This is a genomic window from Parapedobacter luteus (assembly GCF_900168055.1).
GTDB lineage: Bacteria > Bacteroidota > Bacteroidia > Sphingobacteriales > Sphingobacteriaceae > Parapedobacter > Parapedobacter luteus.
In genome coordinates this window covers 17,728-42,545 of record NZ_FUYS01000015.1, presented here as the reverse complement: position 1 = coordinate 42,545, position 24,818 = coordinate 17,728, and the positions used below count along the sequence as shown (strand labels likewise).

18 protein-coding genes and 2 tRNA genes are annotated in these 24,818 nt (G+C 47.1%); 10 read left to right on the top strand and 10 right to left on the bottom strand.

Annotated elements, in window-relative coordinates:
- The first annotated feature begins 322 nt into the window (after positions 1–322).
- The 5 genes from B5X72_RS19280 (at position 323) to B5X72_RS19260 (ending at position 10,881) form a co-directional block, all read left to right on the top strand.
- On the top strand, positions 323–3,238 hold the full coding sequence (locus B5X72_RS19280; RefSeq protein ID WP_079718559.1) for a SusC/RagA family TonB-linked outer membrane protein: 2,916 nt from the start codon (positions 323–325) through the stop codon (positions 3,236–3,238).
- A gap of 11 nt (positions 3,239–3,249) precedes the next feature.
- Positions 3,250–4,701: a RagB/SusD family nutrient uptake outer membrane protein gene (locus B5X72_RS19275; RefSeq protein WP_079718558.1), complete on the top strand. Its 1,452-nt coding sequence runs from the start codon at positions 3,250–3,252 to the stop codon at positions 4,699–4,701.
- A 30-nt stretch (positions 4,702–4,731) separates the two neighbouring features.
- Complete coding sequence (locus B5X72_RS19270; protein WP_139378787.1) at positions 4,732–5,253, top strand: hypothetical protein; 522 nt, start codon at positions 4,732–4,734, stop codon at positions 5,251–5,253.
- 1,046 nt (positions 5,254–6,299) lie between these two features.
- A complete protein-coding gene (locus B5X72_RS19265) occupies positions 6,300–9,374 on the top strand; it encodes a SusC/RagA family TonB-linked outer membrane protein (RefSeq protein WP_079718556.1) in 3,075 nt (1,024 codons plus the stop codon).
- A 19-nt stretch (positions 9,375–9,393) separates the two neighbouring features.
- Positions 9,394–10,881: a RagB/SusD family nutrient uptake outer membrane protein gene (locus tag B5X72_RS19260; RefSeq protein WP_079718555.1), complete on the top strand. Its 1,488-nt coding sequence runs from the start codon at positions 9,394–9,396 to the stop codon at positions 10,879–10,881.
- A 105-nt stretch (positions 10,882–10,986) separates the two neighbouring features.
- Here the strand turns inward: B5X72_RS19260 and B5X72_RS19255 are convergent, their stop codons facing one another.
- The 4 genes from B5X72_RS19255 to B5X72_RS19240 all read right to left on the bottom strand — a co-directional run bounded on the left by B5X72_RS19255 (position 10,987) and on the right by B5X72_RS19240 (position 15,051).
- Positions 10,987–11,688 carry a class I SAM-dependent methyltransferase gene (locus tag B5X72_RS19255; RefSeq protein ID WP_079718554.1) on the bottom strand — a complete coding sequence of 234 codons (702 nt, stop codon included), beginning with the start codon at positions 11,686–11,688 and terminating at the stop codon, positions 10,987–10,989.
- A 1-nt stretch (position 11,689) separates the two neighbouring features.
- Positions 11,690–12,853 (bottom strand): nicotinate phosphoribosyltransferase, encoded by a 1,164-nt coding sequence (gene pncB, locus B5X72_RS19250; protein ID WP_079718553.1) that lies wholly within the window; start codon positions 12,851–12,853, stop codon positions 11,690–11,692.
- 48 nt (positions 12,854–12,901) lie between these two features.
- Positions 12,902–13,657, bottom strand: coding sequence for an SGNH/GDSL hydrolase family protein (locus B5X72_RS19245; protein ID WP_079718552.1), 756 nt, complete (start codon positions 13,655–13,657; stop codon positions 12,902–12,904).
- 92 nt (positions 13,658–13,749) lie between these two features.
- Positions 13,750–15,051, bottom strand: a complete 1,302-nt coding sequence (locus tag B5X72_RS19240; RefSeq protein ID WP_079718551.1) for a DUF6600 domain-containing protein — start codon at positions 15,049–15,051, stop codon at positions 13,750–13,752.
- Between the two features lie 202 nt (positions 15,052–15,253).
- On the opposite strand from B5X72_RS19240, the gene B5X72_RS19235 reads away from it, so the two are divergent.
- From B5X72_RS19235 to B5X72_RS19225, 3 genes are read left to right on the top strand one after another with little or no spacing between them, the layout of a single operon-like run.
- Positions 15,254–16,015: an MlaE family ABC transporter permease gene (locus B5X72_RS19235; protein ID WP_079718550.1), complete on the top strand. Its 762-nt coding sequence runs from the start codon at positions 15,254–15,256 to the stop codon at positions 16,013–16,015.
- 2 nt (positions 16,016–16,017) lie between these two features.
- Positions 16,018–16,791 carry an ABC transporter ATP-binding protein gene (locus tag B5X72_RS19230; protein WP_079718549.1) on the top strand — a complete coding sequence of 258 codons (774 nt, stop codon included), beginning with the start codon at positions 16,018–16,020 and terminating at the stop codon, positions 16,789–16,791.
- Positions 16,792–16,793: 2 nt separating this feature from the next.
- Positions 16,794–17,783, top strand: coding sequence for an MlaD family protein (locus B5X72_RS19225; protein ID WP_079718548.1), 990 nt, complete (start codon positions 16,794–16,796; stop codon positions 17,781–17,783).
- Here the strand turns inward: B5X72_RS19225 and mtaB are convergent.
- The 3 genes from mtaB to B5X72_RS19210 form a co-directional block, all read right to left on the bottom strand.
- Positions 17,780–19,099, bottom strand: a complete 1,320-nt coding sequence (mtaB, locus tag B5X72_RS19220) for a tRNA (N(6)-L-threonylcarbamoyladenosine(37)-C(2))-methylthiotransferase MtaB (protein WP_079718588.1) — start codon at positions 19,097–19,099, stop codon at positions 17,780–17,782. The two genes, B5X72_RS19225 and mtaB, sit on opposite strands and share 4 nt — an antisense overlap.
- Positions 19,100–19,193: 94 nt before the next feature.
- Positions 19,194–19,271: transfer RNA gene (locus tag B5X72_RS19215), tRNA-Val, on the bottom strand.
- 250 nt (positions 19,272–19,521) lie between these two features.
- Positions 19,522–19,594, bottom strand: a tRNA-Phe gene (locus B5X72_RS19210).
- A 188-nt stretch (positions 19,595–19,782) separates the two neighbouring features.
- Here B5X72_RS19210 and mnmA point away from each other — a divergent pair.
- Positions 19,783–20,871, top strand: coding sequence for a tRNA 2-thiouridine(34) synthase MnmA (gene mnmA, locus B5X72_RS19205; protein ID WP_079718547.1), 1,089 nt, complete (start codon positions 19,783–19,785; stop codon positions 20,869–20,871).
- A 91-nt stretch (positions 20,872–20,962) separates the two neighbouring features.
- On the opposite strand, the gene gap is transcribed toward mnmA, so the two are convergent.
- The 3 genes from gap to pfkA are packed head-to-tail and all read right to left on the bottom strand — an operon-like array spanning position 20,963 to position 23,789.
- Complete coding sequence (gap, locus tag B5X72_RS19200) at positions 20,963–21,958, bottom strand: type I glyceraldehyde-3-phosphate dehydrogenase (RefSeq protein WP_079718546.1); 996 nt, start codon at positions 21,956–21,958, stop codon at positions 20,963–20,965.
- Between the two features lie 2 nt (positions 21,959–21,960).
- Entirely contained in the window at positions 21,961–22,809 is an 849-nt protein-coding gene (locus tag B5X72_RS19195; RefSeq protein ID WP_079718545.1) for a hypothetical protein, read from the bottom strand.
- Positions 22,806–23,789 carry a 6-phosphofructokinase gene (gene pfkA / locus B5X72_RS19190; RefSeq protein ID WP_079718544.1) on the bottom strand — a complete coding sequence of 328 codons (984 nt, stop codon included), beginning with the start codon at positions 23,787–23,789 and terminating at the stop codon, positions 22,806–22,808. Before pfkA ends, B5X72_RS19195 begins: the two co-directional genes overlap by 4 nt.
- Positions 23,790–23,940: 151 nt before the next feature.
- Between pfkA and B5X72_RS19185 the strand changes: the two genes are divergently transcribed.
- Positions 23,941–24,642 (top strand): NUDIX hydrolase, encoded by a 702-nt coding sequence (locus B5X72_RS19185; protein ID WP_079718543.1) that lies wholly within the window; start codon positions 23,941–23,943, stop codon positions 24,640–24,642.
- Positions 24,643–24,818: the final 176 nt, after the last annotated feature.

Sequence of the window (24,818 nt, the reverse complement as noted above, 5' to 3'; positions counted from 1 at the left end):
TCCATACTGCTCGTGACATTTTATAGTAAGTCGTTAGTCAACGGCTGGACTGTCATGTCTCTTAATCTAACACAAACACATTATCGAATTGTTCATAGTAATCCAAAGCCTAAGATAAATAAGAAATCCAATTTCTGGGTAAGTGAACTGTTTATTTATTAATTAATCAAATCCATTAGAATGAAACAAAAATTACTATGTTTCTTTATGTTGGCGACATTGTTCGGTGGAGCACTATACGCCCAAGACAGAAGAATCAGCGGTTCAGTGACTTCAGCTGGGGACGGAAGCCCAATTCCAGGTGTTTCGGTCATTGTAAAGGATGTACAAATTGGCGTCCAAACCGATGTGGAAGGGCAATTACTCGATTGCTATTCCAAGTGGGGCTACAGCATTGATTTTTCGTTCAATCGGTTATGCCGAGCAGGAGGTGCCTATAGGCTCAGGCGACGTAATTAATGTCAGGTTATCAGAAGACGCTTCTGTATTAACAGAAGTGATTGTTACCGGTTATGGTCAGGAGTTGAAAAAGCAAAGTTTGACAGGGTCGGTATCGGTCTTGTCGGGCGGAGAAATTGAAAACCTGCCGACGCAGTCTTTTGACAGGGCAATGCAGGGCCGGTTGGGCGGCGTTCAGGTCACGTCTAATGGAGGGCAACCAGGGGGCGGGTTGAATGTTAATATCCGTGGTGCTGTTTCGGTAAATGGAAGTGCGCAACCCTTGTATATCATCGATGGTGTGCAGATGAATCCGGGGGGATTGTCAACCCAAACCACTCAAAATCTATTTTCATTTATTAATCAGGAGGATATCGAATCTATCCAGGTCCTGAAGGATGCTGCAACAGCTTCGATTTACGGTGCGCAGGCCGCTAACGGGGTAGTGCTTGTCACCACCAAAAAGGGTAAAGCTGGAAGGACTGTTATTAAAGTGGATATTCAGCAGGGTTTCCAGGAAAATCCAAATCCCTATGATTTAGCCACAGGTCCAGAGTATTATGAGATATACCGGCAAGCATACTATAACCAATACCTAGTAGTGTCTGGGAATGGCGAAAATGGTACACGTGCATGGAACAATAGGCTTTACGGATCTCCGAACAACCCAGATCCCGCAAGTATTCCAAATATAAACTGGTATGATGCCGTATTTCGGAAGGGCAACATGGGGCAATATAACATCTCTTTTTCAGGAGGCAGTGAAAAAACAAGCTTTTTTATCGGCGGTGGGTATAATAAAACTGAAGGAACGAATATCGGGTCAGATTTTACACGAGGAAACCTTCGAGCGAACTTGGAGCATCGTGCGTCTGATAAGTTTTCGATTGAGACTCGCATAAACCTTCACAATACAATTTCCCGAGGCCCTGCTCATGGAAATGGGTTTTACACCAATACACCCTTTACAGGAGCCTTGTTGGTGCCGACACTTAATCCGATCTATGACGAAGAAGGTGGATGGAACAACGACCTGATTAATGGTTACGGTTATAATATTGTGCAAGTGCTGCATGAAGAAGATCGAGAAACGAATACTTATGGAACAATTAGTACAATTGCACTGAACTATGACATTATTCCAGGGTTGCGTGTCCGGGCTTATGGGGGTGTTGATTTTACTGATGCACGGAACTTCAATTATCGGCCTTCAAGTATTCCCGCGTACGCCGGTACCGGTGGTACTGGGGCAGAAAACTATTATCGGACATTGAACTGGAACACGAGTTTGACGGCAAACTACAATACGGTGTTCGGGGCAGATCATAACTTCAGCGCAATGGCAGGGGTGGAATATCGTGATTATACGCAAAGGGTGTTAAGCGCATCTGCCCAGGGCTTTCCAAATACTATGTTGCGCTTGATCAGCCAAGCTTCCACGAATACGGGCTATGGTTCGACATTCACTGGATTCAAGTTGGCTAGTGTAATCGGAAATGTGAATTATGACTATCAGGGCAAATATCTGCTTTCGGGCAACGTACGTTATGACGGTTCCTCGCGGTTTGGCGCAGATAACAAGTTTGGTTTATTCTACGGGTTGTCCGGGGGTTGGAGACTTTCTGAGGAGAATTTCCTGTCTGACGTACGGTTTGTGAACGAATTAAAGTTACGGGCAAGCTACGGCGTAACAGGGGATCAAAGCGGTATTGGCAATTTCGCGGCCATGACCCTATTTAGTTCACCAGGTGCTGGCGCTGCTTACAATGGGCAGCCTACTTTGCGTCCTGACCAAATTGGAATTGCTGATCTGACCTGGGAGGAGGTAGAGTCCATCAATCTGGGTTTGGACTTCGGGCTATTCCGTAATCGGCTTTTTGGTTCGTTTGATATCTACCGCAACCACCGCAACCAAATGTTGCTATCTCAACAAATTCCCCAAGATTCTGGGTACGGCAGTATCACGGTCAATGCGGGGCGGGCTAGAATGGAGGGTATTGATTTGGAATTGGGGGGTGTGCCTGTTGATGCCGGCGGTTTTAAATGGACTTCATCATTCAATATAGCCCTTATAGATAACAAACTCCTTGAATTAAATGAGGATGCGGCGTTGGATCGTGACGGAAACCCGCAGATCAATGACGGACGGTACACAGTAGGAAAGAAACTGAATCAAGTGTATACCATTCCCTGGGCGGGTGTGAATCCTGCTGACGGCAGGGCAATGTATTACGACATCAATGGAAATATCACGTATTCCCCAATTTCAGCAGATGACCGTCGTGCATACGGAAGTTACGACCCTGATTTCTTCGGCGGTTGGACCAATACATTTAGTTATAAAGGGTTTTCTCTCGACGTGCTATTCCAGTATCAGTATGGGAATATGGCGTGGACGGATATGAATTACCCGCTGGAATTATCCGGCGCATACGGGTACAATCAACTGAAAAGCCAGTTGTATGACGCTTGGTCCCAGCCTGGTGACATTACTGGTGTGCCTCGACCATTTTATAACGGTGCTGAGCCCGGAAGCGTAGCCATTACGACCTTTTCATCGCGATGGCTGCAGGACGCTTCGTATATCCGCTTAAAGCAATTGACATTTGGTTACAGTTTGCCGTCTTCGGTGCTGTCCGGTACCGGTATCCAGAGCGTCCGTTTGTTTGCTCAAGGGATGAATCTTTGGACTATCACGAAATATACCGGCGAAGACCCGGAAAACACTGCAACGAATAATAGCATGAACGTTTATCCCCACCCACGCACATTTACTTTTGGGGCAAACATCACATTTTAAATTGGCGACATATGAAAAAGAGAACTTTAATATATCTAGCGGTTTTTGGGATTGTATTTTCCTCGTGTGAAAGCTTGATTGAAGTAGATCCGCAAAACAATCTCTCTGCCAGTGCCGTATTCACTGACATTGATGCAGCACAGTCTGTATTGAATTCTGCATACAATAGGTTGATTAGGGGAGGTGACGGTCAACTCTACGGACGAGATTTGAAGCTCATGGGGGATGCGCTCGCGGATAACATTGTGACCGATGCGGATTTGGCTGGCCAACGGTGGAATACCGTTAATCGGAATGATCAGGGAGCGCATTACAATATTTGGGCACAGAGCTATAACGTCATTAATGATGTGAACGAGGTGCTGGATAAGACACCGGGCTTACCTGTCACGCCATCTCAGGAGCCTACGCGAAACAGTATTCTGGCGCAGGCTTATACGATACGTGCACTCACTTATTTCAATCTTGCCCGCGTGTACGGCTACGAGCCCAATAAAATTCCTACCACTGGTGCGGGGGCTGGTTTTGATAGATCGGCTGTTTTGAGGTTGACTCCCACAGGTAGTTTTGCTGATGCCCAACCGATGAGCCGGTCGTCGATTATCGAGACCTATACGCAGATTGAGAGCGATCTGACCGAAGCAATTTCCCTTTTCGCCAACGCATCAACTCCCAGCAATCCTGTCCGTTATTTTACATTGGGCACTGCTTACGCACTTAGGGGTACACTTTACCTGTATTGGGAGAGGTATCAGCAGGCCATTGATGATTTCGACGCGGCATTTGCAAACAGTTCGGCGACGTTGACCGATGATATTGTCGCTGCCTTTACCTCGGAAATGAACCCCGAGGCTTTCACCCAACTGTGGATGGATTGGAGCACTCAATCCCTTGGATCAAATAACTCGCTATACTCCTATACGCATGCCCCGCTTTGGAACGGCATTTCTACGTTTGGCGGGCAGACGATCAGCCCGGAGTTATACAATTCGTTCGAGGAGGGAGACAGCCGCTTGGGACTCATTTATGTAGACGATCGGCATCCGCAGTATTATTGGTCTAACAAATACAATGGTGCGGCAGGATTGTATGCAGACCATTTGATTATTGTACGCTACAGCGATGTATTGCTCATGAAGGCCGAGGCGTTAGCTGCGTTGGGTCAATACAGTGCCGCTGCGGAACTGATTGTGCAATTAAGGATGGCGCGGAATGCATCCGTGGATGTCGTGCCGACAGATGTTCGGATTGTCGATTATATCAAAGATGAACGTAATCGGGAGCTTCATTTCGAGGGAGTCCGCTTCTTTGATCTCAAGCGTTGGGGGAATGGTGTGACAAAATCTGCAGCTGTAATCGGTGGTGTAGGTTTTCTGGCCCATGATCATCATCGCATGCTTGCTGGAATTCCAAATTCGCAAATTCTGTTAAATCCGGATTTGCCTCAGAACCCTGGGTATTAATCTGCATATAGTAATTTGAAACGAACGAACATGAAAAAGATAAGTATATATTTTTGCTTTGTATTCTTAGCGTCTGTAGCCTGCGTAGCTTGCATGGACGAACGAGAAATAATTTATGCCGGACCAACAGTTGTCGAATTTAAAAACCATTTGTTGGGAAGAAATACCACTTATACCCCCGTGGGTGTATTCCCGAGTGGAACGGGTACAGCACAAACGCTGACTAGCAGGTATATTTCGGTGGATAATCGCGGCACCGATTCAATATTGGTTCAGCTGGTTGGTCCTCAGTTGAGCCGTGACATTGATATTGAATATACTATTGACGAAAGTAGTACGGCCATAGAGGGTACTCATTACGACTTTGTTAATGCTGGCACGAGAACTATTGTTTTACCCGCTGGTACTTCCAGTACATATATCCTGATAAATCCTACTCCTGGCAGTTTGGATGCAGGGGAAACCCGCTCATTAACGCTTAGGTTATTGGGGCATAACGAAGTAGGAGTAAGCGAGAATTACAGCACGTTTACAACTTATCTGAGGCCTTAGTTGCTAGTCCCACGGTATTTGACTAACATAGCTCTATAACGACATACCAGCGGTTTCCCAGAATTGTCCGCTTGTATTATGTGTTTGTGAACTCAAAACAATTCTATCGCTAAAAAGGGGCTCCCAGCCCCTTTTTTTTGAGCTACAGCGAGCGAATAATACAGATTTGCCCAAATGAAGTTTTGGGTTTGAGGAGCGTCGGTTCTAACCGCATCGCTGAACTAAACAACATTATCTACTATCCGTATACAGCCATTGAAACCGTGTGATTAACGGTTGTTATTCCGTCTCCGTTATTTGTATAGATGAGGACAAATGTACGGAGTATACCGGAAATCCGTTGTATAACGGCCCTGCGTGTAATGTGCTGATATTTCATCGTTGATGACGCAGCAGCTGTGTCAATTTTATTGATGTTTTGGTCATTTTCTTGGTTGTTTTGTTTTTTTTTTTTTTGAAAAAAACGAATGTTTAATTGCTTTTTTTCTTATTTTTTTTGCTATTCTCTTGGTGTTTTCATTAAAAAAGCATTGTTTTATTTAATTTTTTATATAAATGCGATTAATTTTTAGTATTATATTATAATTTTTGTATTTTATTTGTAATTATTTAATTTTATTTTGTTATTTATTGCAATTGATTTACATTTGAAAATATAATTGGTTGTTTTTAATCTTTTTGTCTTTATATATTGAGGTTATTGTATTTAATTATTGCTAATTGGTGTGATTATCTCAAACAAACACATGTTTTTTAAAACAAAACAACACGTAATTGAAAAAAACTTACTAAAGTTTCTAAACCATTGAGTCAAGCAACGGCATTAAGTAGAAGCAAGCTTGTTGCCCGTCTAATCGACCTTAAGAATTAAGTACGAAGAAGTATTGTGAGCGGGGTCTCTATTTAGTGATGGAAACAAACGTATAGTGCCGCATACGAGTAATTTGTGTGCCTGGCTGACAATATCGGATATATATATCCGTAAAGGGATCCGTTTTTTCGGATAGTAGTAGTCGTTCATTATTCATTAACCAAATCAAAAACACATGCAACAAAAATTACTTGGGTTTTTCATGTTGGGTATATTGCTGATCGGATCGGCGTATGCACAAGACAAAAGGATCAGCGGTACTGTCGTCAGCGCCGAGAGCAATTCGCCGCTGAGCGGTGTCAGCGTTCGCGTAGTGGGGGCTCCCACATCGACGTCTACCGACGACAGCGGCCGATATACTATCGTGGCAAATACTGGAGATGTACTGATTTTTACCTATCTCGGTCACGCGGAACAGCGCATCACGGTCGGTGAAAGTTCGTTAGTGGATGTCTCCATGCTTACTGACGCACAGCAATTGGACGAAGTGATTGTATCCGGGGTAGCAGGGGCTACCGACAAAAGGAAAATGACTGTGTCAGTAACCAAGATTGGGGAAGCTCAACTTAACGCGGTACCTGCTACTTCGCTTTCTTCTGCGTTGACGGGAAAAGTAGCAGGCTTGAGGACGTCTTCGGTAGGGGGCGCCCCCGGTCAACAGGCAGACATCCTGCTTAGGGGGGATAATGTATTGGGCGTCAGTGCCTCCCCGCTTATTTTGATTGACGGTATCATCATGCAGGGTAGCCTTGCCGATATCAACGTGGACGATGTGGAATCTATGGAAGTCATAAAAGGTGCCGCTGCTTCGGCTCTTTATGGTTCACGTGCGGGAAGCGGCGTTATCTCTATTACTACCAAAAGAGGTAAAAGTGGTGCTTTAGGACAGACACAGGTTACCGTTCGAAATGAAGTAGGCTTTCAAAATCTTCAGCGTTACATGGAAACTTCAGAATCACACATGTATAAACTTGCTGATGATTGGGAACAATACCGAGGCCAGTATACCAAATATGCTGGTGTTACTTTTCCAGACGGTTATACAGGCGGGTATAACGCTGGCATTTCGGGATCCAGGATAATCGATGATGACGGCTATATGGATAACCCGTATGGTGTATATCGTTTTAATCCGGCAGATGTGTTTCAGACAGGCAATACGCTGACTAACTTTATTGGTGTATCTAATCGGTCTGAGAAAAATAACATTTATTTATCTTTTGAAAATAATGTTCAACAAGGAGTGGTGGCTCACCGCGATGGGTATGAAAGACAAAATTACCGTTTCAATATCGACCAAGAACTAGCCCCCTGGTTAACTGTAAGTGCCACAAACTTGTTTATAAATAGGAAGATAGAGCAACCGTCAGGTATATTCTATAATGTGGCCCGTATGGAGAAAGATATCGATTTGTTTGCCCCTAATTCAGATGGTCAGCCTTATAATATAAGAGTGAATCACTTTAATTCAGAGGTAACCAACCCACTGTACCCTTTATATAAACAGCGCGATAATAGGAATACCCGCCGCTGGATGGGTAACTATTCAGCCAATGTCAAGTTCACAGAATGGGCTAACCTCGATGTCAGCCAAACCCTGGAAATTGAAAATTACAGAAGGGAAGTGATTAATCCCAAAGATACATGGAACGCTGCGGCTACTGCTTACACAAATGGTTCGCTTCAACATGAGAGTGAGGAATTCGCTACTTACAACACACAAATCACGCTTAACCTGAGTAAGCAGTTTGGCGATTTGAGGGTCAATTCCAAGTTGTCGTACTTATACGAAAACCGCAACTATGAACGAACAAATACACAGGCTTCCGCATTTATAGTGACCGATATAGAGGCATTTAACAATTTCACCGCCATCAATAGTGCCGCCTCCAGCAAAGAGAAAGAAAGGGCGCAAAACTATTTTGCTATTGTAGGGCTGGATTACAAAGACCGGTATTTGTTGGACGGTATGTTCCGTTATGACGGATCTTCGTTGTTTGGTCCCGATGCACGCTGGAATCCGTACTACAGGATATCAGGAGCTTATCGGATATCTCAGGATGTAAATATTCGGGGCATAGACGAATTGAAAGTAAGGGCGGCTTACGGTACTGCCGGAATACGCCCTGAATTCGCTTGGCAATATGAAGTATATACCCTGTCTTCGGGGGTGGCAACTGCAAGCCAAAAAGGTAACACGGAGTTGAGACCCTCCCAAACTGCAGAACTCGAATTCGGTTTAAATGTTGATTTCCTTAAAAAATTTACGTTTGAAGGCGTGTATGCGCGCTCGAAAACCACGGATCAGTTTCTTAATGTTCCACTTATTGGCTTCTTAAACGATGGATTTACCAGTCAGCGGCAAAATGCCGGTACCGTCGAATCGAATACGTTAGAGTTGATGTTGGGGGCCAACTGGTTGAGAAAGAATAACTTTTCCTGGAGCTCTAACATTGTGTTTTCCAGAATTCGCCAACAAATCACCGAATTACCGATTCCTGCATATTGGTTAAATGCGGTTAATGGCGATGTGAATGCATTCCGTATTGCGGAAGGGGAGACTTACGGTGCTATTTATGGTCGCAGGATGGTAAGAACCTTAGACGAAATGGCGAGACAGCTTCCAGCAGGAGCGAGTATTTCTGATTATACGGTGAATAGTGAAGGCTACGTGATCCTTGCGGGAACGGAAGGCACGACAACTGAACGACCGGTTGTCTACACCGAAAACGGTGCGCCTTGGTTGGGCAAAATAGGGGATGGAAACGCCAAGTTTAACATGGGTATTGCCAATACGTTTAATTACAAAGGGGTTACGCTCTATGTGCTGCTCGACTGGAAAAATGGAGGCGACGTATACAACAGTAATGAGCAGCGTATGGCGTTCAACAATGTCAGTCAGCGGCAGGATATGACCAACGTGCCGGATGGTCAAAAGAAAGCGGCCTCCTACTGGACCGTTGGAATGTACGATGGCAATAATGCCAATGCTTACTGGGTGGAAGACGCCTCGTATTTAAAGCTGAGGGAAGTGGCAATCGGATATACCATTCCTGCAAAAGCGCTTAGCGGTTTTTTGAATGGCACCGTTAAAGGGCTTACGTTCAAAGCCGTAGGTCGAAACCTATTTACATTTACAAATTATTCGGGCTATGATCCAGAAGTAGGTACCTTGAGACAACCTCTTGACGGGATTGGAACCAACCCTATCTATCGCAACCTTGCGTTCTCTCTCGGGTTCAATTTGTAAAATAAAAAAAATTAAAAACATGAAAAAATTACATAGATTACTTCTTTTCTCTTTTGTTTCTGCGGGCCTAGTCGGTTGCGAAGACAACATCTTGGACATTCCAAATGAAAATAACCCGGATTTTGCAAGAGTATATGCTACGGGCCCTGACGTGGAAAATGTGGCCTCGGGTCTCTACAATGCAGTCTTTATTGGAGAAAATAACACGAACGGCGTACAACCAATGTTAGCAACGGCAGCAGATAATGTGACCTGTTCATTTGGTAACTTCGGTATGCGGGACATGTCTTGGGAGCCTCGGAATTTCGCTTGGGACAATTCTCCCACCTATGCTAATAGCGGTCAGACGAACAACTCTTATAATCGATGGTACTCGGCTATCGGCACGGCTTCGAACGTGTTGAGAGCCATTGATGGAGGGGTTCAGATTGGCGCTAATGGAGCCGATAACAACCGTACCCGGGCTTTTGCCAAATTTACCTTAGGTCTTGCCTATGGAAATTTAGCACTGGTATTTGACAGGGCCCATATCGTTGATGAGACCAAAACAGTTGATGCTGCACTTGAGACTGCTGTTCCCTATGAGGAAGTTGCATCGGCCGCTATCGCTTATCTGGAAGAAGCGTTGGCGTTATCCAATGAATCTTTCACCATTCCTGCAAGCTGGTTAGGCGCACCTGCCGATGTAAGCAGTGCTGATTTTAGTAAGATCATTAATACATCTGCGGCCCGTATCCTTTCCTATCTTCCAAGAAACAACGCAGCCGTTGTTGACGTGGATTGGGCTCGAGTACGTGCTTACGCGGACAACGGTATTACTGCTGATTGGCTTGTCTTGCAAGACGGTACAACCAGATGGTACTTTAATTCAGGAGACTATCTAAGACGCGTTGGTTGGGGAAGGACCGATATGTACGTGGTTAACATGATGGAGCCGTCTTTGCCTGCTTATTGGGAAGACCGCGGTGATTTCCCAACTCCCCCTGAACCTGCAACCGCTTTGGATAACCGTTTAAAGACAGATTTTCAATATATGCCATCCAATGATTTTATTGCTGACCGAGGGTATTATCACTTCAGTTGCTATAGGTTAAAAAGGTACGATGCCGTTTTTCAGCCGAATATCGGATCGAAACCAACCGTGGCGTTAGCCGAGAACGATATGCTGAGAGCGGAGGCGAGGGCCTATTTAGGCGATCTAGCAGGCGCAGCTGCTATTATCAATGCAGGTACCCGTGTTACGAGGGGTAACTTGGATCCCGTAGCTGCTGACTTTGATGATATTATTGAAGCGATTCACCATGAAAGACATGTAGAGCTTCACACGACCGGCTTTGGGGTACAGTTTTTTCAAATGAGAAAGTTAGACCTTTTACAAATTGGTACCCCCTTGCATTTGCCATTGCCGGGTGCATTACTCCAGAATTTAGGGTTAACAGAGTTCTATACATTTGGAACAGTCGCTGCCGCCGATGGTATCGGTACTTCAAATGGTGGGTGGAGATAATATCCGCATACCAGCGGTTTCCCAGAATTGTCCGCTTGTATTATGTGTTTGTGAACTCAAAACAATTCTATCGCTAAAAAGGGGCTCCCAGCCCCTTTTTTTTAGCTACAGCGAGCGGGGAACCATCCTTGCCAAGTATTGGTCGGTTTCGTCTTCATACAGGATTTGGACGACCCAGCCTTCGGTATTGGCAAGCTGGATTAAGGTCTGCTGGTCAATAAATAGCCAGTTGAAAGGTTCACCCCAGATTCCTTGATATCCGTATTGGTACCTTATCTCACCGTAGTACCCCGAGGGTCTTTTTACCGAACCATCCGCATAGAGGTAAGCAATATCCGAAGAGTCAAACAGTAACTGGCCACCTTCGCTCAATAGCGATTGGCTGTGTCGAAGCAGTTTTTTCAGTCCATCGATGCTGCCGGCGATGCCGATACCATTCATCATGAATAGGAGGGTGTCGTATTTGCTGCCGTGGTGTTGGAAGAAGTCTGCCTGAATGATATTTCGGACGCCACGTTCTTGCATGAGTGCGCAGGCTTGCGGGGAGCGCTCCAGTGCGGTTACCGCCATGCCCCGGCTTTGGAGGTATAGTGCATGGCTTCCTGCACCGGCCCCGACGTCAAGCACATGGCCATCGCATAAGGCCAACGCAATATCTTCCAGTTCCGGAAAATTTTCAGGTTTTCGGAAAAATACATCTACGGGCATTTCTTCGATATCGGTATAACTGGTATGGAGTAGCAACTTATCACGGCGCTTGCCGTGGAAATAGTCAGTCAGGGCATTCCCAAGTACGTCGTTGGCCATATCAGGAGATGTGAAGGATCTGTTTAGCCAGCGCAATGGTTGCGGCATCGCCAGTATGCTTGCCGGGTTCGTCCGAAAGCTTGATGGTGGGTGTCCATTGGGCCTCGTCTGGAAATGCGTCGACCATCTTAATGACAATGTTCATGGGAGGCACCCCCACGTCGTTGGTAAAGTTAGTGCCCACGCCGAAAGACATCCCGATACGGCCACGGCAATGTTCTACAATGCGAGCCACTTTTTCGTAATTCAGCCCATCGGAGAAAATGATGGTCTTGGAAAGTGGATCAATGCCTTTTGCCTGATAATGTTTGATGGCGCTGTCTGCAAATGACAGCGGATCGCCACTGTCATGGCGTACACCGTCAAATAGCTTGCTGAGCTTTTTGTCGAATTGAGAAAAGAAAACCTCCGATGTATACGTGTCGGAGAGTGCGATGCCCAAATCGCCGCGATACACCTCCGACCAATGTTCCAGCCCGAGTAGATTGGCCATTTTAAACCCGTATTTTGCGGCATGAAACATAAACCATTCATGGGCGTGGGTGCCAATGGGTTTGGTTTGGTTGAGCATTGCCATGTGTACGTTGCTGGTGCCGATGAATGTACCTTTGCCATATTGCTGGAGTGCTTTTACGACCAGGCGATGCACACCGTATGAATGCCGCCTTCGGGTGCCGAATTCGGCAATGGTGACACCCAGTGAATGATATTGCTCGATTTTTCTACGCGCTGTAGCAATGATTGCTTCATCCGGCTGCCGCTGCTGTGCCGTCAGGCGGTAATACAGCTCGCAGATGAGCGACATGATGGGGACCTCCCATAGGATGGTGCGATACCAGTAACCTTCAATAGCCACTTGTATTTCGTCGTCCTGCTGGCTGATGTAAACTTCCTCGGGGTCGTACCGGTAGCCTTGCAGGAAATCGAAATACGTTGGATCGATATAAGGGCAGGTAGTTGCAAAAAAAAGTTTTTCCTGGCGGGTAAGCTGTAGCTTTGCCAGCTCATCAATTGATTTTCGCAGTTCCTCGGCAAATCCATCGGGAAACCGATGCCCTCCACGGTTGATAAACTGGTACCTCGCTTTGGCCTTGGGAAACAGTTTCACCACGGCGTTTTGCATGGTGAATTTGTAAAAGTCATTGTCCAAGATGGAATTGATCATATTGGGCACAGCTATGGTGGTAGTCAGCAATCAGCTTATAGCGTCTGATTATTTGATAACAGAAAGCCATGCTTCGGCCATCAATTGTGCACCGGCCAACGTCGTATGCACACCGTCTCCGGTCCAATAGTCGGGCGATACGCGCTTAGCGGCTTCATCAAACACACGCTGGTAAGGAATGAATGCAGCGTTATATTCGTTCGCTATTTCCTGTGCGGCTTGGCGGTATTCATTGAACGCCGGAAACCAGGCGTCTGTCACAGCTTTTACATTGTTTACGGCAAAAGGTTCACCGATGATGAGCTTCACCTTAGGGATTGCCGACAACGTACGATCCAGTAGCTTGCGGTAGTCGTCGCGGTATACCTGTATCGTGCCGCTATACCCGCTCGATAATGTATGCCAGTAGTCGTTGACGCCGATGAGGATACTTAAGATGTTGGGGTTGATGTTGATGCAATCCTCTTCCCAACGCTCGGCTAATTGGTGTACCTTATTGCCGCTGATTCCTTTGTTATATATCGTTAACTGATGAGCGGCATGCCCGTGTAGCAGGCGTGCAGCAGCCAGGAATGCGTAGCCATTACCGAGGGCCTGGCCGTTGTTCGGTGCTTGATGGCTTCTGTCGCGCCCTGCATCGGTAATGGAATCGCCTTGAAATAGGATGACGTCGTTTTGCTGAATTTGCACGTTGGGTGCGGCGTATGGCGACGTGGTCGCTGCTTTTACAATTTCAGGAAGATTGGCAGCCAAGGCTGCTCCCATGAGGGACCTTCCGATAAATGTTCTTCTGCTTTTATCCATATGGTCAATAATGGTTTGATGGTTTCAAAGGTAGGTATTTAAATGGAGAAAGGAGGGGTGACCTCCTTTCTCAAGCTAAAAAAATCCATGCTTTATCCCCTGCCGCGTCCGGAGGAGTTTCCGCGTTCGGATGCCCGGCTTTGGGTGGCACCGTTGTTTCGCTCTGTTTTTTGGCGTGTAGATACGCTTGGCCGAGACGTTGCGCGTGACGACACGGCGCCATTCCGGCTGGAGGTACTGCTTTGTGTCCGGGATACGGAGTTGCTTTCACCGGTACGTGCAGGTGTGGCCTGTGCCCGGTTTGAAACTTGGCTACCTGTGCCGGCAGACGAGCGGTTAGCTGGACGAGCGCTTGTTGCCGCTTCGCGTTGGCCCGAGCTTCTTGTCGCCTGGCTGCTTGTGCTGCTTGCGCGTGAAGCTTCGCGTGTCCGCTCAGCTGAACGTGCGGGCGCTACAGCCGACCCGCGATTTGCAGCGCCAGCGCTGGCGGACGTCGTGTTCCTGCCGCTCGATGTACCGGAGTTGCGGCTTGAACCGTTTCTTTCTGGTGCCACCGAGCTACGGGATGCCGACGCTTCGCTTCGACCATTGCTGCGGGTACTGGCTGTCCGTACCGCCGTGGCGTCTGCTACACGGGAGGGTCTTGCCGAGGTGCGTGTGCTACGGTCTACTTCCGGACGGTAGATGCTCACCGTACGGCTGCTTACCGCAGCTCTCCCTGGCCGAGAAGCATTATTGATCTCCCGGACGGCAACCCTGCTGCGGGTGACGCGCTCAATTTCGCCGCGACCTGGGCCGCTCACATAAGTGCGATTGTTGTACACGTAAGTGTTGTTGATGATGGTCGTACGGTTATAGATGGTCACACGATTTCGATAGGGTACGTAATAGCTATAGATGCGTGGACTGGTTATATACCGCTGAGGCACAAACACCCAATGACGGTGCGGTATGCCCACATGGACACTGATGGTCATACGGGGGCCTAAGGGTGCCCAGCCATAGTAGCCGCCGCCGCTTCGCCAACTTACCCAGGCGGGGCCCCACTCATAGCCAGGCACCCATGCCCAACCGTAATAATCGGTATATAGCCAACGTCCGTAATGAAACGGCGCCCATCCCCAGGCATAGTTGGAGACCCAGGTATTCCCATAGGTAGTCATTACCCAATGGCCATTGGTGGCATAGGGCTGAAAACCGGGCTCGGCATTTGGCAGCCAGACATATCCGTGCTCTGGGTCGTTTATCCACTCCCCATATGGTGCAAGCTCGTCATAGAATAATTGGAACGAAACGCTCATACCGGGCTGAGCCTTCACGGTGTTCAATGCTGCCAAGGCTACAAATGCCAATGCAGCGAGTAATGATAGTCCGGTTTTCTTTAACGTTTTCATGGCATGCTGGATTAAATGTACAACACTTTGTTCGTTTCTGGTGGTATGACTGTGCAAAAGCGCCAATGGTTTAACGGCATGGGGCTATCCGCATAATTGTTACGATTGGCTTTTTTACGAACATTTTATGGAAATATACGTTAATATAAGGAAATTAAAGGCATTTTATCTAAGTTTGCAGCCTTAACTGCGAGAGCTCCCGATGATAAAAAACATACAACGTATACTGATCGAGCTGGCCAACATCCACCGGTTTGTCATGCGTTTCTTCCGGGAAGTATTTATGCCTCCCTACGAGTTTAAAGAAATTGTCAGGCAATGTTATGTGGTGGGATGGAAGTCATTACCGCTGATATCACTTACGGGCTTCATCACGGGTGTGGTGTTTACCAATCAATCCCGTCCGTCATTGGCTGAATTCGGGGCAACGTCATGGCTGCCTGCGCTGATATCCATCGCGATTATCCGTGCGTTGGCGCCGCTGGTGACAGCACTCATTGCTTCGGGAAAGGTGGGGTCACAAATTGGAGCGGAGCTGGGGTCCATGAAAGTGACCGAACAGATTGATGCGATGGAGGTTTCGGGAACCAACCCCTTTAAATTTCTGGTGGTGAGCCGGGTGTTGGCTACAACCATCAGCATCCCGATTCTTTCCTTTTATACGGCAGCCGTGGGGCTGTTCGGAGCGTTTCTGAGCGTCAATCAAAATGAGAATACCAGCTTCCGGGTGTATTTTGATCAGGTGTTTGATGCGGTGACATTCCTGGATGTGTTTTCCTTGGTACTTAAAGCTGTGGTATTTGGGTTTACCATCGGGATTGTAGGGTGTTACCAAGGATATCATTCTTCCAAAGGTACCGAAGGGGTAGGAAAGGCCGCCAATTGGGCGGTGGTTATGTCTATGTTTTTGGTCTTTGTGGAAGAGATATTGATTGTACAGATTATTCAAGCAATGCGGGCTTAACAATGTTAAAGACAGGCGGCCATATCGATTATAATACGGAGGTGATCACCGTTCGGCATGTCAGTAAGTCATTCGGTGAAAACCACGTGCTGCGTGGTGTTGACCTCAAGCTGCACAACGGCGAGAATTTGGTGGTACTGGGGAGATCGGGTACGGGAAAATCTGTTTTGATAAAATTGATATCCGGATTATTAAAACCGGACAGCGGCACGATTGAAGTCCTCGGCGAACATGTGGATGAACTGAATGAAAAAGAGCTTCAGCAACTCCGGCTGAAGATTGGTTTTTCTTTCCAGAATAGTGCGTTGTACGACAGTATGACCGTCAGGGAAAACCTGGAGTTTCCGTTGGTGCGGAATAAGCGCCATCTTTCAAGGGCGGAAATTAATCACGAGGTGGAGGATGTACTGGATGCCGTGGGGTTGCTGAACACCATCAATCAAATGCCTTCGGAGTTGTCCGGTGGGCAGCGGAAGCGTATCGGTATTGCACGGACTTTGATACTCCGGCCTGAAATCATGCTTTATGATGAGCCCACTGCCGGGCTCGACCCGATTACATGTATCGAGATCAACGGACTGATAAACGAGGTGCAGGAAAAATATAAAACATCATCTATCATCATTACGCATGATCTGGCTTGTGCCAAAAGCGTGGGCGACCGGATCGTGATGCTGCTTGACGGCAGGTTTGAGCGGCAGGGAAGTTTTGATGAGATTTTTGATACAGATGATGAACGGGTAAAGCCGTTTCATGACTATAATTTTATCACATAATTATGAGTGCTACAGAAAATAGACGTTCAATAATCGTGGGGCTGTTCGTGCTGGTTGGGCTGGTCATATTGGTGGCCGGTATCCTGGTGCTTGGCGGGCAACAAAACCGCTTTTCAAAGACGGTGACCGTGACTACTGTATTTAGCGATGTCAGCGGGCTGAAGGCTGGGAATAATGTCTGGTTTTCGGGGGTGAAAATCGGAACGATCAAGAGCATCCGGTTTAAAAGCCTCAAAGAAGTGGAAATCGCAATGGCCATTGAGGAAGCTTCGCGCCAGTATATCCGCAAGGACGCATTGGCGGAAATCGGTTCCGAGAGTTTCATTGGAAATAAATTGATCGTGATAAAAGGCGGCAGCAGCGATGCGCCGGCTATTGAGGATGGTGACAAGCTGCAGGCGGCTCCGACAGGTGGCCTGGATGCCATGATGGCTACGTTGCAGGTGAACAATGAAAACCTCGTGGAGATTACCAAGAATTTCGGAGACCTGAGCGCGCGTATTGCGCGTGGTGAAGGTACCGTGGGTACGTTGCTCACGGACTCGTTGATGGCTATCCATGTCAAGCAAATGATTGCCAACCTCAATCAGACAACGGCAAACACTGCAAAGGCGTCGCAGGCACTTAACCAGCTGACGGCAAAGCTCAACCAGGAAGGGACACTCATCAATGATTTGCTTACCGATACGGTTGTCTACGGCAGCCTGCAATCCGCAGTTGCGCAGTTGGAGGGCATCACCCAGACTGCCTCGGCCTTGGTGACCAATTTGAACCAAACTGCCGGCAAGCTGGATGATAAAGATAATGCCGTGGGGGTGTTGCTGAACGATCCGGAAGCAGCGGAGACGATTCGCCAGACCTTGCAGAATTTAGAGCAAAGCACGGAGAAACTCGATCAAAACATGGAAGCCCTGCAGCACAATTTTTTATTCAGGGGTTTTTTCCGCAGGCAAGCGCGTGAAGCGGCAAAAAATGCAGGGGAGAATGATTAGTGGGGAAGCAATTCAGGTAACGCTTCTACTTCCATATCTCCGCCCGGCGCAATCTCCGAAAACCTGACAGGGACAAGCTCGTTTACCAACAAGGGATCATAGGGGGTACGTACCTTTACATAATTCCGGCTGAAGCCTTGCATGTAACCGTCTTTGACATCACCTTCGAACAAGACTTCACCTGCTTTGCCCAGCTGGGATTGATAAAAAGCCCGACGTTTTTTCTCCGAAAGGATATGCAGCATTTTGCTGCGTTCGCCACGTTGTGCACCCGGAACGGCCCCTTCCATTTGTGATGCTATGGTATTTTCACGTTCCGAATAGGTGAATACATGCAAGTAAGAGACATCCAGATTGTTGAGGAAGTGGTAAGTGTCGAGAAAATCTTCCTTCGTTTCACCTGGAAATCCGACGATAACATCCACGCCGACACAACAGTCGGGCATCAATTCCTTGATTTTTGCTATTCGGCTGGCATACAGTTCCCGGCGGTAGCGCCTGCGCATCATTGCCAATACCTTGTTGGATCCGGACTGCAAGGGGATATGGAAGTGGGGAACGAACCGTGCCGATTGCGAAACGTACTCGATGATTTCATCACTGAGTAGATTGGGTTCGATGGAAGAAATACGGAACCGATCTATGCCTTCGACCGCGTCAAGTGCCTTGATGAGGTCAAAGAATCGGTCTTCCCGCTTGCCGTTCCGAATACCAAAATCGCCGATGTTGACACCGGTAAGTACAATTTCCCTTACTCCGGATGCGGCAATTTCCGCTGCTTGTTTTACCAGGTCCGTGATGGTGCCGCTACGACTGGCGCCCCGGGCTAATGGAATGGTGCAAAAGGTACAGGAATAATCGCATCCATCCTGGACCTTCAGGAACGTACGCGTACGGTCGCCTATGGAAAATGCGGGAACAAACTGATTGGTATCTGCGATAGGTGCGTTGTATATAATTGCCTTAGGTTGTTTAGTTAAATCGTTGATGTGCTGTACGATATTGAACTTTTCTGCGGCACCCAATACCATATCCACACCTGGTATTTCGGTAATCTCACGGGGCTTCAGCTGGGCATAACACCCTACGACCACGATGTAAGCATTCGGCGAGTGATTGAGCGCTTCTTTAACCACTTTCCTGCATTTCCGGTCGGCATTTTCGGTGACCGAGCATGTATTGATGACATAGATATCCGCTGCGCTGTTGAAGGGCGTAGTCTCGTATCCGGCTTGTTGGAAAATACGGCCAATGGAAGAGGTTTCTGAAAAATTCAGCTTGCACCCCAATGTATAGAAGGCTACTTTTTTACTCATTTCGAGGGGCAAAGGTACGGAAAAACAGTGAATAACCTGCAAGGAAAGATAGCCCGCCCAGGACACAAAAAACTCGGCCATGAAGCCGAGGCGGTGGTGGGAAATACAGGGCTCGAACCTGTGACCCCTACCTTGTCGAGGTAGTGCTCTGAACCAACTGAGCTAATTTCCCCTGGTGGCACAAAAATAGCTTTTTTTATCGATGATGCAAATCATTTGTTGAAAAGCGCCGTAAATTTTGTTTTGGCCTGTTCGTTCCGACTGTGCCCGGAATACGTGACAGGATTTCAGTGGTTAAAATTAACAGCCTCACGACCTCGATCAAAAGTTACGGAATATTGCCGGAAACAGGGCGCACTTCATCAAACCGACAACGTAAAAAGCAAAAAACCCCTCATACAATCTGTACAAGGGGCTTTTTGTGGTACCAGCTGGAATCGAACCAGCGACACAAGGATTTTCAGTCCTTTGCTCTACCAACTGAGCTATGGTACCTTTCCGCTAAGCAACGTTACCGTTGTTTTGGGACTGCAAATGTAGCGCCTTTTTTCATTTATGAAAACTTTTTTTGAAAAATATTAGGTCTCTCGCGGCAAGCAGCTGATAGTGTTGGGGATAAAATGACAAGACCAAAACATACCGTAAGGGAAATTGCCCTATCTTTGCATCTTTAAATACCAGAAATGAGTAAAAGAGGACGAGTATTAGTTGCTATGAGTGGAGGGGTGGATAGTTCGGTCGCCGCCGTAATGCTTCATGAACAAGGATATGAAGTCATCGGGTTGACGATGAAGACCTGGGATTACGCCTCGTCGGGTAGTTCATCTAAAGAGACCGGGTGCTGTAGCCTCGATAGTATTAATGACGCAAGGGCATTGGCTGTATCATACGGTTTTCCACACTATATATTGGATATCCGTAGCGAATTTGGTGATTTTGTCATTGATAACTTCGTCGATGAATACCTTGCAGGGCGGACGCCAAACCCTTGCGTGCTTTGCAACACCCATATAAAATGGGAGGCCTTGCTCAAGCGGGCCGATAAGCTGGATTGCGAGTTTATCGCGACAGGGCACTATGCCAATATCCGCCAACAGGACAACGGCCGCTATGTGATTTCCAAAGGCCGGGATGTTCATAAAGATCAATCGTATGTGCTTTGGGGGGTGTCACAGGAAAACCTTGCCCGTACCCAATTTCCGTTGGGTAGCTACACGAAAGCAGAGATACGGCAGATGGCTGCGGAAATGGGACAGCTGGAGCTTGCCAACAAGTCCGAAAGCTATGAAATCTGTTTTGTGCCCGATAATGATTACCGGGCTTTCCTGCGCCACCGCGTGAACGATATCGACGATCGCATCGGTAACGGGCATTTTGTGCTGACGGACGGCACGGTGGTAGGCCAACACCAAGGGTATCCCTATTACACCATTGGCCAACGTAAGGGGTTAGGTATAGCGTTGGGACGTCCTGTCTTTGTGATCGAAATACGCCCTGAAAGCAACACCGTGGTGTTGGGCGATGAGCACGAATTGGAACGCCGTGAAGCTTATGTGAAAAATGTAAACCTGGTGAAATATGCAACGATTGAAAAGCCGATGGAAGCCATTACCAAAATACGTTATAAGGACGCCGGCATGACCAGTACAATTGTGCAGGAAGCAGGTAATGTTAAAGTGGATTTTCACCACGCGGTAAAAGGTATTGCTCCTGGCCAGTCGGCGGTGTTTTATGAAGGTAATGACTTGCTTGGCGGCGGTTTTCTGATGTAATCGGTGCTGCAAGTACCGCCATCACCGACTATAGGGAAAAAGAAAAGGCCCATGATAAACAGGGGCCTTTCTTTTATGGTGGGGGTGGGGGTTAGATTTTGCCTACCAGTTCCACCAAATCAACCAATTTATTGGAATAGCCCCATTCGTTGTCGTACCATGACACGACTTTGACAAAGTTTTCATTGAGCGAGATCCCTGCTTTTGCGTCAAAAATTGATGTACGTGCATCGCCACGGAAATCTTCAGACACAACATCATCTTCCGTGTAACCAAGTATACCTTTCAGTTCGCCTTCGGACGCTTCTTTGAATGCTTGTTTGATTTCTTCATAAGAGGCGGGTTTTTCAAGCCGCGCGGTGAGGTCTACGACCGATACGTCAGGCACGGGTACGCGGAAGGACATGCCAGTGAGCTTACCTTTCAACTCGGGCAGTACCAATCCGACAGCTTTCGCAGCACCTGTGGACGAAGGAATGATATTCTGGTATGCGCCCCGTCCGCCACGCCAGTCTTTTACAGATGGACCGTCTACGGTTTTTTGGGTGGCAGTGACCGCGTGGATGGTACTCATCAACCCCTCGATGATACCAAATTTGTCATGGAGGACCTTGGCAAGCGGAGCCAGACAGTTGGTGGTGCATGATGCGTTAGACACGATGGTTTGGTCGGCTTTAAGTTCCTTGTGGTTGACGCCCATCACAAAGGTGGGAGTGTCGTCCTTTGCCGGAGCAGACATCACCACTTTTTTGGCACCGGCATCGATGTGCTTCTGTGCAGTTTCCTTAGTAAGAAACAGGCCTGTAGATTCGATGATGACTTCAGCACCGACTTCATTCCATTTGAGGTTGGCGGGGTCTTTCTCGGCGGTCACACGGATGGTTTTGCCATTCACAATTAAGTTGCCGTCCTTTGCTTCCACGGTACCGTCAAATCTACCGTGGGTAGAGTCATATTTCAGCATGTAAGCCATGTATTCGGGATCTACCAAATCGTTGATTCCAACAATTTCAACGCCAGGACGGTTTACTGCTGCTCTGAATGCTAAACGGCCTATCCGGCCGAATCCATTGATTCCAATTTTCATTTTTAATTTTTATTTAAATAGTATTTCAATAAATTATGTATAGGTTCTTTTATGACAGTGCCAATCGTTATACCGTACCGTTGTGCCACCTCCCGTAACCATTCTTCATAGCCGGCTGCAACACTCCCCGTAAAGTTAACGGTCATATCCGGGTATTGTTTTGTCAGGGGCAGCAAGTACGTTTCGATATATAGTTTAAAGCCATGATGAATCATGCTTTTGATGAACCGGTGTTTGTGGTTTTCCATCACAAAGTCGGCAAAAGACGTCAGGAACAGTGTCGGATTCGCTTGGTTATATACCTTGTCAAGGATCACTTTGCGGTCAAGTGGGTACCGGGCAACAAATTTTTCCAGCAAATCCTCGGGCATCGTTTCGTTGAGAAAGCTTTTCAGCAGCATACGGCCAATCCAATTGGCGGAACCCTCATCGGCCAAAATATATCCCAGGCCAAAGTTGTTGTCTGACGTCCGCTTGCCATTGAAATACGCTGCATTTGAACCGCTGCCCAATATGCCGATAAGCCCTTTTCCATCGCCAAAAGTTGAAAGTGCCGACGCTTTGACATCGTGATCAACGGTTACCTTTGCGTTGATGAAGAATTGCCTAAAAACAGTAGCTATCTTTTCCTTTCGCTCGGGGGAAGACGAACCGGCACCGAAAAAGTAAATCCGTTTGATTTGTTCAGCGTAGTTGATGAGGTTATTGTTTTTATTCAACAGCTGGAAGATAAACCGTTCATCATGGAGATAGGGGTTTATGCCCATCGTCCGGAACCCGGTGATGATTTTTCGTTTATCTGCCAGTCTCCAATCGGAAAACCTTGAACCACTGAATACAACCGCTATCATATTGATAACACTTCCATCATTTCAAGCATATCTTCGCTCAGTTTGAACACTTTCTTGTTCAGCACTTCTTCAAGTGGAGTGGTTTGGATCTCGTTTCCTCGGATGCCCACCATGATGCGTGTCTTGCCCGAGAGTAGGTGGCGCACGGCGGCAAAACCCAACCGGCTGGCCAACACCCTGTCAAAGCTGCTGGGGGATCCGCCCCGCTGAAGGTGGCCCAGAATGGTAACTTTGGTGTCGTAAAAGTTGAACCGTGCCTTAACTTCCTTTGCGACATTATAAGCGCCCCCGTTTTCTTCTCCTTCTGCAACGATTACTATCGTGGATGATTTTTTGCTTTTAGCGGCGCTTTCCAGTTGGTTGCAAAGTTCTTCGATGCCGGTAGCTTTCTCTGGCAGTAGTATCGCTTCAGCCCCGCCGGCAATACCGGCATTCAAGGCGATGCAGCCGGAGTCACGTCCCATTACTTCTACAAAAAAGAGCCGGTCGTGGGAAGCAGCGGTGTCCCGTATTTTATCGATGGCTTCAATGACCGTATTGGTGGCCGTATCATAGCCAAGTGTGAAGTCTGAACCGTAAAGGTCGTTATCAATGGTTCCCGGAATACAAACCACCGGAATGTTATGTTCGCGAGAAAAAATTTCGGCGCCGGTAAAGGTTCCGTCTCCGCCAATCGCAATGAGGCCATCAATGCCCACTGCCTTGATGTTGTCATACGCTTTTTGCCTGCCTTCCGCCGTATGAAAAGCTTTGCATCTCGCGGTCTTCAGGATAGTACCGCCCAACTGAATGATGTTGCTCACCGAACGGCTGTTCATCTCGTGGAAATTGGCCTCAATCATTCCTTGGTAACCCTGGTAAATACCAACCACGGATTTGCCGGCGTGTAATGCTGTGCGGACCGCGGCACGAATACAAGCATTCATGCCCGGCGCATCGCCACCCGATGTAAATATCCCTAGTTTCGTTATGCTTTGCACTTTTCTAATAATCTTTATAAATTAGCAGCACGAATATAGTGTGTATTTGTTACACTATTAAATTTTTCAAGGATTATTTTTTTTCACTTGAAAGGTTTAAGTGAGCAAATTTAGCAAATAAAAATCAATTAATAAACAAATAATCAAAGCTTTGCAATCAGGTTTACCACATTTACAATCCATATTCACGACAGACTGTGTAATTTTCGGCTTTAAGGAAGGCGAACTAAAAGTTCTGCTTATTGAACGCAATGAGTATCCGTTTAAAGGATGGTGGGCGCTTCCGGGTTTTTTCGTGGAGCACAACGAAACGATAGATGATGCTGTGAAGCGGATTTTGTATGAACATACAGGGTTGCGCGGAATCTTCATGGAACAGTTATATACGTTTGGTGATCTAAAACGTCATCCGCAAGGCCGGATCATCACCGTTGCTTACTATGCCCTGCTGCGATTGGATGATCTGAAAAGCCAGCCAGAACCAGTGACCGATTATGCCCGCCAGGCAGTTTGGCACCCGTTGAATGACCTGCCGGAGTTAGCCTTTGACCACCGCCATATCATCGATAAAAGTATTATGAAGGTGAGACGGAAGATAAGTTATAGCCCGATAGCCTTCGAATTGCTGCCAGAGAAATTTACCCTTACCCAATTGCAGCAGTTGTATGAGGCTATTTGGGGGCGCAAATTGGATAAACGTAATTTTAGGAAAAAAATGCTTAACTATAACATATTGAAAGAACTGCCTGAATTTCAGCGGGGTGTATCTTACCGAGCTGCCCGATTATACAAATTGGATAAACGGAAATATGCGAAGGTATTCCAGAATGAACTCACGTTTTCCAAGGATTAAGGCGGTTGTCATTCCCCACTGCCATAGGGTTGTCATTACCATACATTTTCTTTGCAATCGCTTGGTTTGTAAGCATTGTGTCATAAGATGAACCGAACCGCCGGTGTCGGTAATTTCTTTTTGCGGAATTCTTTTATTGTTGTACTTTTGACCAATTTTTAAAAATAGTCAAACAG